A 14677-nucleotide genomic window follows, 5' to 3' on the forward strand; every position below is an offset into this window, starting at 1 on the left:
CTGCTTTCTGATGCGGCGCAACCTCGCTGAAGTTGTGCCTGCGATCACTTGGCCTCAGGGAATTGTCCTCAGCGAATACCGCACCGAACTGGCAGAAGCCATTCATCGGTTGATGGAACTGGGTTATCAGCAAGGTGGCGGTCGCGTGCCGGCACTCGACGTCTGGCAACAGCGTTTTGAAACCGATCCTGAATACGATCCGAGCCTGTGCTTTATCGCTCTGGATTCCGAAGGCATTGTCGGCGTGTGCCAGTGCTGGACCAGCGCCTATATCAAGAACCTGGTGGTGCATCCACGGGCTCAGGGGCAAGGATTAGGACGCGCGCTGCTGCTACATGCTTTCAACATATTTCAGCAACGGCGCGAAGGTTTTGTGGATTTGAAGGTGCTGGAAGACAACCTTCGGGCGCAGCGTTTGTATGAAAACGCCGGGATGCGTGTGATCCGCCGGGAACCGGTTCCGGCCTGACATACTCAGACCTTGGTCAATACCCGCCCAAGGATGCCGAACATGAAAGTCTCGACCCTGACCCTCCTCTGCCTAGCCGCCCTCGCCACCCAGGCCCACGCCTCCAGCCCCGACGCCTGGGCCGCTTACGACAAAGCGGTGCTCGCCAGTTGCACCAAGGCCAGTGGCTTGAAAAATGCCAAACCCGTCGGCAACGCCGCACAGTTCGATGACCGGGTTGGCTACACCGCACTTCTGTTGCAAGGCCAATACCCGCAAAAACACATGAAAGGCCAGCAAGGCACCGAACTGTGTCTCTACAACAAGAAAAGCAAAACCGCTTACGTCACCGAATGGGACTCCATCCGCCCCACCGCCAAGGCGCAGTGACTGGCGCATAACTTGCTTCGATAGGCCTTTACGGCGGCATTCTGTCACCGCTTCATGTCCTTTTATGCGACTGGTCGTTCAATGAATACGACGTTTTCCTGCGTAGGTTGTGGCAAATGCTGCAACGACCACCACGTGCCCCTGACCCTGCCCGAAGCCCGGATGTGGGCGGCCGATGGCGGTCAGGTGATCGTGCTGGTGGAAGGTTTCCTGGGCAATGGCCTGGGCCTGCCCATGCAGCAACGCGAACACGCCGAACGCCGTTCTGTGCGGGTTCGAAGCGGCGCATCCGAGGCGTTCATAGCCATCACTTTTGCTGCCTACAACGTCGGTCCTTGCCGGAATCTTGACGAAGACAACCTCTGCCGCATCTACGAACGCCGGCCGCTGGTGTGCCGCATCTACCCGATGGAAATCAATCCGCACATTCCCCTGAACACTGCCGTTAAGGAATGTCCGCCCGAGTCGTGGGAAAAGGGACCGGATCTGATTGTGGGGGGCGAATTGGTGGATCAGGAACTGGTCGGATTAATCCAGCGCTCCCGTCAGGCGGATCGCGATGACATTCGGACCAAGGATGCGATTTGCGCGCTGCTGGGGATTCGCACTACAGCGCTGAAGGGCGATGGCTTTACTGCTTATCTGCCGGACATGACGGCGTTTGCGATGGCCATCGATCAAGTTGCGGCGCAGCCATTGGCTGAGTCAGGCGCTGACTGGTTGTTTCATGTGTCGGGCGAAGACATTGCCGGGCAAGTGCAAGCGGCGGGTGCGCAAGTGGCGACGGATACGCCAGTGAACTATGCGTTTATTTCGTTGCGGGCGGCTTGATCCAGAAGGTGTATTGGCTTTGATGGCCTCTTCGCGAGCAAGCTCGCGAAGACGGTAGATCAGGCACCGCAGCGTTTAAAACTCAGCGCTTACCCATCGAACGACGCGTACCGGGAGGCGCTGCGCCCGGGGTTTTGGTATGGCCGTTCTTGGCGCCGTTCTTGTACCAGGGCTGGCTGGCGTTCTTCGCTGCGGCCAGGTCGCCCGGCTTGAACGGGAACTTGAACGCCGGGATCCCGGCTTTGGTTTCGCTGTCTGCGCTGGAGTCGACGCTGTCTGGCAGGTCTGCCTGGTCGTCGCTCAAAGCGTCGGCAACCGGCGGTTGTGTCGGGGAAGTCATGAAAGCTCCGGGTGATGCAATAGAGTCGGGCCCGGTCAGCGAGCCGCGAAAGGCGGCAGTATACCTGTCTCGGGAGCCGCAAGCTTCAAGCAGCAAGCGAGTCCGTCGGGTTTTGCGTTGACGGCGCTGACGTCTTCGCAAATGGATACCGGAAGGAAGGAACGCCAAGCCTAAGCGAGGGGCCGGACGCTCGGGGGGATCGGCGTCGACCCGCAGAGGCCCAAACTGACAGCGCCGTCAGTTAGCAGTCACCTTCCTGACGGGCGAACAGGTTTATAAAGGGAGGTATAAACCGGAAAAAACTCCGACCACCCAGCCCCGGCGCCCCACTCGCATGCGAATTCAGAAAAAACCCGTCCTGCTCGCCGCACTTCTGATCGTTCTGGCAGCGCTGGGGCTGTGGTACGCCATCAAGCCCACTACCACCAAACTGACCGCGCCCTCTGCGATCCCCGTTCGGGTAGTGAACGTCGTCGAAAAAGACGTCCCCCGCTACGTCAGCGGCATCGGCTCGGTGCTGTCCCTGCACAGCGTGGTGGTGCGCCCGCAAATCGACGGTATCCTCACAAAAATCCTGGTCAAGGAAGGCCAACTGGTGAACAAAGGCGACCTGCTCGCCACCATCGACGACCGTTCGATCCGCGCCAGCCTCGATCAGGCTCGGGCACAACTCGGCGAAAGCCAGGCGCAGCTGCAAGTCGCGCTGGTCAACCTCAAACGCTACAAGCTACTGAGCGTGGACGACGGCGTCTCCAAACAGACTTATGACCAGCAACAGGCGTTGGTCAACCAACTCAAAGCTACCGCCCAAGGTAACCAGGCCTCGATCGACGCCGCTCAAGTGCAGCTCTCCTACACACAGATTCGCTCCCCGGTGACCGGTCGCGTCGGTATTCGCACGGTGGATGAAGGCAACTTCCTGCGCATGACCGACGCTCAAGGCCTGTTCACGGTGACCCAGATCGACCCGATCGCCGTGGAGTTCTCCCTGCCACAGCAAATGCTGCCGACCCTGCAGGGTCTGATCAACGATCCGGAACATGCTCAGGTGAAGGCCTACATCGGCGCCGACACCGACGGCGAAACCGGCAATCTGCTGGGCGAGGGTCATTTGACCCTGATCGACAACCAGATCAACGCCAACACCGGGACCATCCGCGCCAAGGCTGAATTCAACAATGCCGGGCAGAAACTCTGGCCGGGCTTGCTGGTGACGGTAAAAATTCAGACAGCCCTCGACAAAGATGCGCTGGTGGTGCCACCCACTGTCGTACAACGCGGCCTCGATCAACATTTCGTCTACCGGGTCAACGGTGACAAAGTCGAGACCGTGCAAGTGCAGATGGTCCACCAAGGCAGCGGCCAGGACATCATCAAAGGCGTCAAACCGGGCGACGTGCTGGTCAGCGACGGCCAGTCGCGGCTCAAGCCCGGTTCGACGGTCCAGGTCCTGAGTGATCCACCGCAAGTGGTCCAGTCGGAGCCGAAACCATGAAGGGCCATGGCTCGATCTCTGCCTGGTGCATCGACCATCCGGTCGCCACCATCCTGCTGACCTTTGCGCTGGTGCTGCTCGGTGTCATCGCCTTCCCGCGCCTGCCCATCGCGCCGTTGCCGGAAGCCGAATTCCCTACCATCCAGGTGGCCGCGCAATTGCCCGGCGCCAGCCCGGAGACCATGGCTTCGTCGGTGGCCACGCCGCTTGAAGTGCAATTCAGCGCCATCCCGGGCGTGACCCAGATGACCTCGAGCAGCGCGCTGGGCTCGACCAACCTGACCCTGCAATTCACCCTCGACAAAAGCATTGACACCGCCGCTCAGGAGGTCCAGGCCGCGATCAACACCGCCGCCGGCAAACTGCCCAAAGATATGCCGACTCTGCCGACGTGGCGCAAGGTCAACCCGGCCGACAGCCCGGTGCTGATCCTCAGCGTCAACTCGACGCAAATGCCCGGCACCGAACTCAGCGACTTGGTGGAAACCCTGCTCTCGCGTCAGATCAGCCAGATCGACGGTGTAGGCCAAATCAACATCACCGGTCAGCAACGTCCGGCAATCCGCGTACAAGCCTCGGCGGACAAACTCGCAGCCATCGGCCTGACACTGGCCGACATTCGTCTGGCAATCCAAAACACCAGCCTCAACCTGGCCAAAGGTGCGTTGTACGGCGAGTCGAGCATTTCGACGCTGTCGACCAACGACCAGTTGTTCCACCCCGAGGAATACAGCCAGCTCATCGTTTCCTACAAGGACGGCGCCCCGGTTCATCTTAAGGATGTGGCGAAAGTCGTCAACGGTTCGGAAGATGCCTACGTGCAAGCCTGGGCCGGTGATAAGCCTGGGGTGAACCTGGTCATTTCCCGGCAACCGGGCGCCAACATCGTCGAAACCGTGGATCGCATCCAGGCCGCCTTGCCCGGTCTCGAAGCCATGCTACCCGCCTCGGTGCAGGTCAAGGTGCTGGTCGATCGCACCCAAACCATCCGCGCCTCCCTGCACGAAGTGGAAGTCACCCTGCTGATCGCGATCATGCTGGTGGTGGCGGTGATGGCGCTGTTCCTGCGCCAGTGGTCGGCGACCCTGATCGTGTCTGCCGTGTTGGGTGTTTCGCTGATCGCCAGTTTCGCCCTGATGTACATCATGGGTTTCAGCCTGAACAACCTGACACTGGTGGCGATCGTGGTGGCCGTGGGGTTTGTGGTCGACGATGCGATTGTGGTGGTGGAGAACATTCACCGTCACCTGGAGGCTGGCGACGGCATGCGCGAGGCGGCGATCAAGGGTGCCGGCGAGATTGGTTTCACCGTGGTCTCGATCAGTTTCTCGCTGGTGGCGGCGTTCATTCCGCTGCTGTTCATGGGCGGTGTGGTCGGACGGCTGTTCAAGGAATTCGCCCTGACCGCCACTTCGACCATCATGATTTCGGTGGTGGTCTCGCTAACCTTGGCGCCGACGCTCGCCGCGCTGTTCATGCGTGCGCCAGTGCATCACGCCCACGGCAAAAAAACCTTTGGCGAACGCTTGCTGGCAGGCTATGAAAAACTTCTGCGCCGCGCCCTCGCCCACCAGAAGCTGATGATCGGCGTGTTCGGCCTGTCCCTCGGTCTGGCCATCGCCGGTTACATCTTTATCCCCAAAGGCTTCTTCCCGGTGCAAGACACCGGTTTTGTCCTCGGCACCACTGAAGCCGCCGCTGATATTTCCTACGGCGACATGGTGAAAAAACACCTGGCGATGGCCGAAATCGTCGCGGCGGATCCGGCGGTTCAAGCGTTTTCCCACTCCGTGGGCGTCTCCGGCAGTAACCAGACCATCGCCAACGGTCGCTTCTGGATCTCCCTGAAAAAACGCGGCGACCGCGACGTCTCTGCCAGCCAGTTCATCGACCGGATTCGTCCGCAACTGATGAAAGTCCCGGGCATTGTGCTGTACCTGCGCGCCGGGCAGGACATCAACCTCAGCTCCGGCCCGAGCCGCGCGCAGTACCAATACGTGCTCAAGAGCAACGACGGCGCGACCCTCAGCACCTGGACCCAGCGCCTCACGGAAAAACTGCGCGCCAACCCGGCGTTCCGCGACATTTCCAACGACCTGCAACTGGGCGGCAGCATCACCCACATCAGCATCGACCGCAGCGCCGCCGCGCGTTTTGGCCTGACCGCCAGTGATGTCGATGAAGCGTTGTACGACGCCTTTGGTCAGCGGCAAATCAACGAATTCCAGACGCAGATCAACCAGTACAACGTGATTCTGGAACTGGACACCAAGCAGCGCGGCAAAGCCGAAAGCCTCAACTATTTCTACCTGCGCTCGCCGCTGAGCGGGGAAATGGTGCCGCTGTCGGCCCTGGCCAAATTCGACGCGCCAACGGTTGGCCCGCTGTCCATCGCCCATGACGGCATGTTCCCGGCGGCCAACCTGTCGTTCAACCTCGCGCCCGGTGTGGCGCTGGGCGATGCGGTGATCATGCTCAACCAGGCCAAGGCCGAAATCGGCATGCCGGCCGCCATGAGCGGCAACTTCCAGGGCGCGGCCCAGGCGTTCCAGAGTTCGCTGGCCAGCCAGCCATGGCTGATCCTGGCGGCGCTGGTGGCGGTGTACATCATTCTTGGCGTGCTGTACGAGAGCTTCGTGCATCCGCTGACGATCATCTCGACGCTGCCGTCGGCGGGGCTCGGCGCGGTGATCATGCTGTGGATTTGCGGGCAGGACTTTTCGATCATGGCGCTGATCGGGCTGGTGCTGCTGATCGGGATCGTGAAGAAGAACGGCATCCTGATGATCGACTTCGCCCTCGAAGCCCAGCGCAAGGGCGGGCTGCCGCCGGAAGAAGCGATCTACCAGGCCTGTATCACCCGGTTCCGGCCAATCATCATGACCACCCTCGCCGCCCTGCTCGGCGCGCTGCCCTTGATGCTCGGTTACGGCACCGGCGCCGAACTGCGCCAGCCCTTGGGGATCGCGGTTGTCGGCGGCTTGCTGGTGAGCCAGGCGCTGACGCTGTTCACCACTCCGGTCATATACTTGTGGCTGGAGCGGCTTTTCCATAAGCCCAAACCCGCACCGATGCCGGCGCTGGCAACCACAGACTGAGGCGGGGTCATGCGCGTTCTGATTATCGAAGACGAGGAAAAAACCGCGGATTATCTGCACCGCGGCCTGACGGAACAGGGTTACACCGTGGACCTGGCGCGCGATGGCGTCGAAGGCCTGCACCTGGCGCTGGAAAGCGACTACGCGGTGATCGTCCTCGACGTCATGCTGCCGGGCCTCGACGGCTTCGGCGTACTGCGCGCATTACGTGCGCGCAAGCAAACCCCGGTGATCATGCTCACCGCCCGCGAGCGTGTGGAGGACCGGATCAAAGGCCTGCGCGACGGTGCCGACGATTACCTCGGCAAACCGTTTTCCTTTCTGGAACTGGTGGCGCGCCTGCAAGCGCTGACCCGTCGCAGCGGCGGTCATGAGCCGGTGCAAGTGAGCATCGCCGACCTGTGGATAGATTTGATCAGCCGCAAAGCCACCCGCGCCGGCACGCGCCTGGACCTGACCGCCAAGGAGTTCTCGCTGCTCAGCGTGCTGGCCCGCCGGCAAGGTGAAATCCTTTCGAAAACCGCCATCGCCGAAATGGTCTGGGACATCAATTTCGACAGCGACGCCAACGTTGTCGAAGTCGCGATCAAACGCTTGCGAGCGAAGCTCGACGGACCGTTCGAAGAAAAACTGCTGCACACGATCCGGGGCATGGGTTATGTGCTGGAGAGCCGTGGTGTCCAGTAACTCGATTGCCCTGCGCCTCAGTGGAATGTTCACGCTGGTGGCGCTTTTAGTGTTTTTGTTGATCGGCTGGGCGCTGTATCAGCAGGTCGACAAAGGCCTGGGTTTGCTGCCCGAGGCCGAGCTGGACGCGCGCTACAGCGTGCTCGAATCCACGGTCGGGCGTTACGGCACACCCGAGCATTGGGTGAAGATCAACAACAAGCTCAAGCTGCTCGGCGAAGAAGACAAGCGCATCAGTTTCTGGATCATCAGCGGCGATCCGAACTACGAATACGGCAACCTGACGCCGCAGATCCGCGCCTTTGCCGAAGGGCCGCTGGGCATGCGCGACTTGAATCTGCCGGATCACCCTTCTCCGTTGAAAGTGCTGGTCAGCCAGTTCCCGGCCAAGGATCAACGCCCGCCGTTGCGCTTCATGATCGGCATCGACACCGAGACGTTTTTGCAGACTCAGCACCATTTGCTGATCGCGCTGATCAGCCTGGCGATCATCGGCGTCTTGCTGGCGTCGGCCCTCGGTTATTGGGTGGCGCGGATCGGCCTCAAGCCGCTGATCAAGTTGTCCCAGGAAGCCCAGCGACTGGCCCCGCCGCTGTTGTCCGGCCGCCTGCAATTGTCGCCGCTGCCGCCAGAACTGAATCAGTTCGTGAATTCGTTCAACTCGACACTGGAGCGGGTCGAACAGGCTTACTCGCGCCTTGAGTCGTTCAACGCTGACGTCGCCCACGAACTGCGCTCGCCGCTGACCAACCTGATCGGCCAGACCCAAGTCGCGCTGACTCGCGGGCGATCCGCCGAACACTACTTTGAAGTGCTGCAATCGAACCTTGAAGAGCTTGAGCGGCTGCGCTCGATCATCAACGACATGCTGTTCCTCGCCAGCGCGGATCAGGGCAGCAAAGCGACCAAACTGACCTCCACCTCGCTGGCGGATGAAGTGGCGACGACCCTGGAGTATCTGGATTTCATCCTTGAAGACGCGCAGGTTCAGGTGCAGGTCAGTGGTGACGCGCAGGTGCGGATCGAGATCGCTCATCTGCGCCGGGCGTTGATCAACTTGCTCAGTAACGCAGTGCAACACACTGAACCCGGGCAGGTGATTCAGGTGCGGATCGAAGTTGAGGAACATCAGGTCAGCATCGGGGTTGCGAACCCGGGGTCGCCGATTGCCAATGAGCATTTGTCGCGGCTGTTTGAGCGTTTTTATCGGGTCGATGCGTCGCGCAGCAACAGTGGTAACAACCATGGGCTGGGGTTGGCGATCGTCAAGGCGATTGCGTTGATGCATGGGGGGGATGTGTTTGTGCGCAGTGATCATGGGATGAATACGTTTGGGATTCATCTTCCGGTTTAACCCCAACGCGATGCCCGGGCCGCACCGGTCCTGTAGCAGCTGGCGAAGCCTGCGTCCGGCTGCGAAGCAGTCGTAAACCCTACACACGCGGTCTATCTGACAGACCGCAGCGCCTGATCTCGCGACTGCTTCGCAGCCGGACGCAGGCTTCGCCAGCTGCTACAGGTTCGGGCGCCGGCCTCACAACTGTTGCCTTAAGCGCAACAGTCCTTTCATGAATCCGCTCTTTTTCCCCTCTCCAATCCCCCTTATCTTTGCCGCACCAAACAGCACTTGCCAAGCAAGAAGGTTTTAAAGATGTCCAACACTATGGGTATTGCCAGCGCTTTCGTTTTGTCTTCTTTGTTTCTGTCTCCGTTCGCCAACGCTGAAGAGTCGCAGTCATTCGTTGCGCACAATTCCGCACGCGCTGCTGCATTCGAACAGTATCAGAGCGAAATGACGGCCAAGGCTCAGGAAGCTGCGCAAACCCCTCAAGCGTCGAGCACTCAGGCCCAGCCACGGGTTGAGAAAGACAGCTGATTATTAAGTATCGCTCTGTTTCCCTCGACACTTTTCATCGGCTCTTCCCTTTGAATAGTTGTCTTCAAAGCCGCTGCTATCAGCGGCTTTTTTTCGTTGTGGTTTTAAACAGCTTCAGTTCGTCTTCCCTAACAAGAAACATCCGGAGTCTTAAAACAATGAGGCTCTCAGTTGACCCAAGGAGCTTTACCGCTAGTGCGTTTCCCTCTTAGATTCAGCCCGTTATTCATTGCAATCACTGCAACGGTGGCGCCTGCGGCTCACGCCGCAGACGCCTCGAACGCCGAAGGTTTTGTCGAAGGCTCAAGCCTCAACTTCAACGCCCGCAACTACTACATGAACCGCAACCGCCTGCAGCAGACGGACGACAACATTGAATGGGGCCAGGGTTTCCTCGGCCTCTTCGAATCGGGTTACACCCAAGGCATCGTCGGTTTCGGCGTTGATGCCCACGCCATGCTCGGGCTCAAGCTCGACGGCGGTGGCGGTACCGACGGGTCGAGCATCCTGCCGATCAGCGATGGCAACGGCAAAGCGCCGGGCTCGTTCTCGACGGCGGGCGGTACGCTGAAAATGCGTGTCTTCGATACCGAACTGAAGGCCGGTGACTTGTTTCTCGCCAACCCGGTGATCGCCGGCGGTGAAACACGCATGCTGCCCCAGACCTTTCGCGGCGTCAGCCTGACCAACCACAGTTTCGACGGCTGGATGATTGAAGGTGGCCAGGCGAGTTTCACCAAGCCTTACAACCAGAGCGGACACACCCGAATCGGCACATCCTACGGCAGCCTGGCCGACGGTGACGAAAGCCGGCACCTGAACTGGGCCGGTGTCGCCTGGAGCGGTCTGCCGGGGCTGACCAGCAGCCTCTATGCTTCCGAGCTCAAGGACATCTGGAACCAGTATTACTACGATCTGGACTACACCTACGCGCTGAACGACCTGGTCAGCTTCAACCCGGGGCTGCACTTCTATCACACGCAAGACACCGGCAATGCGCTGCTGGGCAACATCGACAACAACACCTACAGCCTGCATTTCACCGTCGGCGTGGGTAATCACAGCGTTACCGCCGCCTATCAGCGGGTCAATGGCAACACGCCGTTCGACTACATCAGCCAGGGCGACAGCGTCTACCTCGACAATTCACAGCAGTATTCGGACTTCAACGGCCCGAACGAACGCTCATGGAAACTCAAGTACGCCTACGATTTTGTCGGGCTCGGCCTGCCCGGCCTGACTTCGGCGGTGTCTTACTCCCGAGGTGAGCTGGACCTGACCAAAGTCGATCCGGAAAGCCCCGGTTATGCCTCGTGGTTCAGCGCTGACGGCAAAAACGCCAAGCACTGGGAACGCGACATTGATCTCAAGTATGTGGTTCAGGGCGGCAAGGCCAAAGACCTGGCGCTGCGTCTGCAATGGGCGACCAACCGTGGCGGCAACGGCTACGGCGTGCTGGATCAGGACACCGATGAATACCGGGTGATCGTCGACTACCCGCTCAATGTCTTCTAAGCTTCAATAAGCAAAAGGCCAGCATGTTTTGCTGGCCTTTTTTTTATCCGGGATTTATACAGGCGCTCCAAACGCAAACGGCTTCCGGGATTCTGCCTGAGTCTTGCAAAACACTTTCATAACGCCTCATTAGCAGAAGTCAGAACCATGAGTGTGAGCAGCGCGACATCTCACCATCCGATCCGGTCGACGCGATCGGAGCGGCTTCTGGTTCTCGGCAGTTTGGTACTGGTGATTGCGATATTGAGCATCGTGGCATTCCTGCTCATTCGCGAACGCGCCAATGCTGAACAGTCTGCCACTCGTGCAGCAACCAATATCGTGCAATTGATCGACGCCGACGTGCTGCGCAATGTCGAGCTCTATGACCTTTCCCTGCTCGGCTTGATCGCGGCCTCGCAGCGAGAAGACCTCAAGTACGTCTCCCCGACTATCCGCCATCTGGCCTTGTTTGACCGTGCCACTGCCGCGCCGTACAAGGGCGACATTTTGTTGCTGGACAACAAGGGCGACGTGATCGCCGACTCGGCCTCGGTAGAGCCCAGAAAGGGCAATTATGCTGACCGCGAGTATTTTCAGTCGCACGTGACCAATCGTGATCCGAGCATGCTCATCAGCCGTCCCTTCCGCTCCAGACAGGCTGAACATGAATGGCGAATCAGCTTCAGTCGCCGGGTCAGCGGCTCACAGGGCGAATTCCTCGGCGTGGCCGAAGCCGCCATGCGCCTGAGTTATTTCGATCAACTGTTCAACAGCTTGAGCATCGGTCGTGACAGCTCGGTCAACCTGATCAGCACGGACGGGATTCTTCTGGCTCAGGAACCCCGCCTGGCCGAAGAGCTGATAGGCAAGGACTTCAGCGACCGTCCCAACTTCCAGCGCATCGTCAAAGAAGGCAACGGCAGCTTCACCGGTGTTTCAAGCCGCTATAAGGACAAACGCCTGTACACGTTCTCCAAGGTGGGCAACTTGCCGTTGATCGTCATCGTTGCACTGTCCAGTGATGAAGTGTTTGCCTCGTGGAAGCGCACGGCGGTAGTGGTTAGCGTTGCGACTACGGCGCTGTGTATCGGCTTGCTCTGGCTGACGTGGCTACTCAGCCGGGAACTGCGCCTGCGCCACAACGCCGAACAGGAGCTGGCGCAACTGGCGGCCACCGATGCCTTGACCGGCCTGGCCAACCGCCGAACGCTGGATCAGGTCCTGCGTCATGAGTGGTTCCGCGCTCAACGTTCTGGCCAGCCATTGTCGCTGCTGATGATTGATGCCGACCATTTCAAGGCGTTCAACGATCGTCATGGGCATCAGGCTGGCGATGATGCGTTGCGCTCGCTGGCCAAGGTGATCTCCGACAATGTGAGGCGACCCGCTGATCTGGTCGCCCGTTACGGCGGCGAGGAGTTTTCGGTGATTCTCGCGGAAACCGACAGCCAGGGTGCGCAACAGATTGCCGAACGCATCCGCGCGACAGTGGAGCAATTGCCGAGGGTGGCAGGTGCCGAGTCGCCGATTACTGTCAGTATCGGTATCAGTACCTGGACCACCTCCGCCGAGATCAGTCTGGAACAGCTATTGTTTGCAGCGGACAAGGCGCTGTATCAGGCCAAGGAAAGTGGGCGTAATCGGGTGGTCGCTGCGGATTGAGGCCTTTCCCGCAGGCATAAAAAAAGGCCACCCGAAGGTAGCCTTTAAAAAACTAGAGAGGTTTTTTACTTACACGGCCGCAACAGGACGCATGTAAGAGATCGGTGCAGTGCTGGCGTCTTCGAAAGTCACGACTTCCCAAGCATCTGTCTGCTCAATCAACTTGCGCAGCAGCTGGTTGTTCAATGCATGTCCGGACTTGAAGCCCTTGAACTCACCAATCAGGCTATTGCCCAGCAGGTAGAGGTCACCAATTGCATCGAGGATCTTGTGCTTCACGAATTCGTCTTCATAGCGAAGGCCGTCTTCGTTCAGTACACCATCCGCGTCGACCACAATAGCGTTTTCAACGCTGCCGCCGAGTGCGAGGTTGTGCTTGCGCAGGTACTCGATATCACTCATGAAACCAAAGGTACGGGCGCGGCTGACTTCTTTTACAAAAGAAGTGCTGGAAAAATCCACGCTTGCACTTTGTGTGCGATTACGGAAAACCGGGTGATCGAAATCGATCTCGAAACTCACCTTGAAGCCTTCGAAAGGGACGAAAGTGGCGCGCTTGTCGCCGTCTTCCACTGTCACTTCCCGCAGGATCCGGATGAACTTCTTCGGTGCGTCCTGTTCTTCCAGGCCGGCCGATTGAATCAGGAATACGAAAGGTCCAGCGCTACCATCCATGATCGGAACTTCAGACGCGGAGAGCTCGACGTAGGCGTTATCGATGCCCAGGCCAGCCATGGCCGAGAGCAAGTGCTCCACCGTATCCACTTTGGTGTCACCACTGACCAATGTGGTCGACATCGTGGTTTCACCAACGTTTTCCGCGCGGGCAGGAATCTGCACCACAGGGTCGAGATCGGCACGAACAAACACAATGCCGGTGTCGATAGGTGCGGGCTTGAGGGTCAGGTATACCTTTTCCCCGGAGTGCAGGCCTACACCTGTAGCACGGATAATATTTTTCAGTGTGCGTTGTTTAATCATGGCTTGGGCCGCTTCAGCGCAAATTGCGAACTGGTATCAACAAAGGCTGGCGATGATAGCAGACCAGACCTTTGCTGAACACCAATCACCTTCATAGCCCTGATACATTCCATTAATCGGCCTGACGACGCAGGAAAGCCGGGATGTCCAGGTAATCCAGATCATCTTGCGGATTCATCTTCGCGGCAGTCGCAGCACCGGCCTGAGCCTGGTTGCGCATGACGGTCGGACGGTCCAGGTCACGGTAGTTTACTGCAGGCGCTTCCTGACGCGAAGGCGCTTGCTGCTGCGGCTGCGATGCCACGGACGTGTGCATGGTGTTGTCGATAACCTTCACAGGCTTCTCGATTTTCGCGCCCAGACCGGTGGCAACCACGGTCACGTGCAGTTCGTCGCGCATGTCCGGATCGATAACGGTACCGACCTTGACCATCGCGTGCTCGGAAGCGAAGGCTTCGATGATGCTACCCACGTCGGAGTACTCACCCAGGGACAGGTCAGGACCGGCGGTGATGTTCACCAGGATGCCGCGTGCACCTTGCAGGTTCACGTCTTCCAGCAATGGGTTGCGAATGGCCGCTTCAGTAGCCTCACGTGCACGGTTCGGACCGCTGGCGCAGCCAGTGCCCATCATCGCCATGCCCATTTCGCTCATCACGGTCCGTACGTCGGCAAAGTCGACGTTGATCATGCCCGGACGCTTGATGATGTCGGAGATACCGCGAACGGCACCGGCCAGTACATCGTCGGCCTTGGCGAATGCGGACAGCAGGCTTGCGTCCTTGCCAAGGATGGTCAGCAGCTTCTCGTTGGGAATGGTGATCAACGAGTCGACGCTTTCAGACAGCAGACGGATACCTTCGTCGGCGATCTGCATGCGCTTGCGGCCTTCGAACGGGAACGGACGAGTCACCACCGCAACGGTGAGAATCCCCATTTCCTTGGCCACTTCAGCAATGATCGGCGCAGCACCGGTACCGGTACCACCGCCCATGCCAGTGGTGATGAACACCATATTGGTGCCCTGCAGGACTTCGGCAATGCGCTCACGATCTTCGAGAGCGGCCTGACGACCTACTTCAGGGTTGGCGCCAGCGCCGAGACCTTTGGTCACGCCGGTGCCCAGTTGCAGGATGGTCCGCGCGCCGATGCTTTTCAGCGCTTGGGCATCAGTGTTGGCGCAGATGAATTCAACGCCTTCAATGTTGCTCTTGACCATGTGGTTGACGGCGTTGCCGCCGCCTCCGCCAACACCGATAACTTTAATAACCGGGCTTGCGGGGATGTTGTCTACGAGTTCGAACATTTTCCCTCTCCTTTACATTCTCTAGTTTTTTCGCCTACTGCCTGTATCTACAACGGTGCTGCGGTA

The 14677-nt window shown here is 59.2% G+C and carries 13 protein-coding genes; 10 read left to right on the forward strand and 3 right to left on the reverse strand.

Features of this window, described 5'->3' with window-relative positions:
• Positions 1-10 precede the first annotated feature (10 nt).
• From QF010_RS16235 to QF010_RS16245, 3 genes are all read left to right on the forward strand, one after another.
• Positions 11-469, forward strand: a complete 459-nt coding sequence (locus QF010_RS16235; RefSeq protein ID WP_429533511.1) for a GNAT family N-acetyltransferase — start codon at positions 11-13, stop codon at positions 467-469.
• A 42-nt stretch (positions 470-511) separates the two neighbouring features.
• Positions 512-838, forward strand: a complete 327-nt coding sequence (locus tag QF010_RS16240) for a hypothetical protein (RefSeq protein WP_429533512.1) — start codon at positions 512-514, stop codon at positions 836-838.
• Between the two features lie 81 nt (positions 839-919).
• Positions 920-1669 (forward strand): YkgJ family cysteine cluster protein, encoded by a 750-nt coding sequence (locus tag QF010_RS16245; RefSeq protein ID WP_429533513.1) that lies wholly within the window; start codon positions 920-922, stop codon positions 1667-1669.
• Positions 1670-1751: 82 nt separating this feature from the next.
• Here the strand turns inward: QF010_RS16245 and QF010_RS16250 are convergent, their stop codons facing one another.
• Positions 1752-2009, reverse strand: coding sequence for a hypothetical protein (locus tag QF010_RS16250; protein ID WP_033056441.1), 258 nt, complete (start codon positions 2007-2009; stop codon positions 1752-1754).
• Positions 2010-2343: 334 nt separating this feature from the next.
• On the opposite strand from QF010_RS16250, the gene QF010_RS16255 reads away from it, so the two are divergent.
• The 7 genes from QF010_RS16255 to QF010_RS16285 all read left to right on the forward strand — a co-directional run bounded on the left by QF010_RS16255 (position 2344) and on the right by QF010_RS16285 (position 12324).
• A complete protein-coding gene (locus QF010_RS16255; protein WP_429533514.1) occupies positions 2344-3504 on the forward strand; it encodes an efflux RND transporter periplasmic adaptor subunit in 1161 nt (386 codons plus the stop codon).
• A complete protein-coding gene (locus QF010_RS16260) occupies positions 3501-6602 on the forward strand; it encodes a multidrug efflux RND transporter permease subunit (protein ID WP_429533515.1) in 3102 nt (1033 codons plus the stop codon). The genes QF010_RS16255 and QF010_RS16260 overlap by 4 nt, the downstream gene beginning before the upstream one ends.
• A gap of 9 nt (positions 6603-6611) precedes the next feature.
• A complete protein-coding gene (locus QF010_RS16265; protein WP_033056445.1) occupies positions 6612-7289 on the forward strand; it encodes a heavy metal response regulator transcription factor in 678 nt (225 codons plus the stop codon).
• Positions 7279-8643, forward strand: a complete 1365-nt coding sequence (locus QF010_RS16270; RefSeq protein WP_429533516.1) for a heavy metal sensor histidine kinase — start codon at positions 7279-7281, stop codon at positions 8641-8643. The genes QF010_RS16265 and QF010_RS16270 overlap by 11 nt, the downstream gene beginning before the upstream one ends.
• 297 nt (positions 8644-8940) lie before the next feature.
• Entirely contained in the window at positions 8941-9165 is a 225-nt protein-coding gene (locus QF010_RS16275) for a hypothetical protein (protein WP_033061346.1), read from the forward strand.
• Between the two features lie 195 nt (positions 9166-9360).
• Positions 9361-10680, forward strand: a complete 1320-nt coding sequence (locus QF010_RS16280; protein ID WP_429511928.1) for an OprD family porin — start codon at positions 9361-9363, stop codon at positions 10678-10680.
• A gap of 147 nt (positions 10681-10827) precedes the next feature.
• On the forward strand, positions 10828-12324 hold the full coding sequence (locus tag QF010_RS16285) for a sensor domain-containing diguanylate cyclase (protein ID WP_033061344.1): 1497 nt from the start codon (positions 10828-10830) through the stop codon (positions 12322-12324).
• A 69-nt stretch (positions 12325-12393) separates the two neighbouring features.
• On the opposite strand, the gene lpxC is transcribed toward QF010_RS16285, so the two are convergent.
• Together lpxC and ftsZ are read right to left on the reverse strand one after the other, a co-directional pair.
• Positions 12394-13305 (reverse strand): UDP-3-O-acyl-N-acetylglucosamine deacetylase, encoded by a 912-nt coding sequence (lpxC, locus tag QF010_RS16290; RefSeq protein WP_008147525.1) that lies wholly within the window; start codon positions 13303-13305, stop codon positions 12394-12396.
• A gap of 112 nt (positions 13306-13417) precedes the next feature.
• The gene (gene ftsZ, locus QF010_RS16295) at positions 13418-14611 is read right to left on the reverse strand and encodes a cell division protein FtsZ (protein ID WP_033061342.1); all 1194 of its coding nucleotides are present in this window, start codon (positions 14609-14611) and stop codon (positions 13418-13420) included.
• Between the last annotated feature and the right edge of the window lie 66 nt (positions 14612-14677).

The organism is Pseudomonas silensiensis (genome assembly GCF_050434865.1).
In the GTDB taxonomy this organism is placed as follows: Bacteria; Pseudomonadota; Gammaproteobacteria; order Pseudomonadales; family Pseudomonadaceae; genus Aquipseudomonas; species Aquipseudomonas fluorescens_W.

Bases quoted from the DNA above. Each gene is read 5' to 3' on its own strand.
- ftsZ (WP_033061342.1), bottom strand. From the start codon at position 14,611: ATGTTCGAACTCGTAGACAACATCCCCGCAAGCCCGGTTATTAAAGTT.
- QF010_RS16250 (WP_033056441.1), bottom strand. From the start codon at position 2,009: ATGACTTCCCCGACACAACCGCCGGTTGCCGACGCTTTGAGCGACGAC.
- QF010_RS16265 (WP_033056445.1), top strand. From the start codon at position 6,612: ATGCGCGTTCTGATTATCGAAGACGAGGAAAAAACCGCGGATTATCTG.
- QF010_RS16255 (WP_429533514.1), top strand. From the start codon at position 2,344: ATGCGAATTCAGAAAAAACCCGTCCTGCTCGCCGCACTTCTGATCGTT.
- QF010_RS16285 (WP_033061344.1), top strand. From the start codon at position 10,828: ATGAGTGTGAGCAGCGCGACATCTCACCATCCGATCCGGTCGACGCGA.
- QF010_RS16275 (WP_033061346.1), top strand. From the start codon at position 8,941: ATGTCCAACACTATGGGTATTGCCAGCGCTTTCGTTTTGTCTTCTTTG.
- QF010_RS16245 (WP_429533513.1), top strand. From the start codon at position 920: ATGAATACGACGTTTTCCTGCGTAGGTTGTGGCAAATGCTGCAACGAC.
- QF010_RS16240 (WP_429533512.1), top strand. From the start codon at position 512: ATGAAAGTCTCGACCCTGACCCTCCTCTGCCTAGCCGCCCTCGCCACC.
- QF010_RS16260 (WP_429533515.1), top strand. From the start codon at position 3,501: ATGAAGGGCCATGGCTCGATCTCTGCCTGGTGCATCGACCATCCGGTC.
- lpxC (WP_008147525.1), bottom strand. From the start codon at position 13,305: ATGATTAAACAACGCACACTGAAAAATATTATCCGTGCTACAGGTGTA.
- QF010_RS16235 (WP_429533511.1), top strand. From the start codon at position 11: ATGCGGCGCAACCTCGCTGAAGTTGTGCCTGCGATCACTTGGCCTCAG.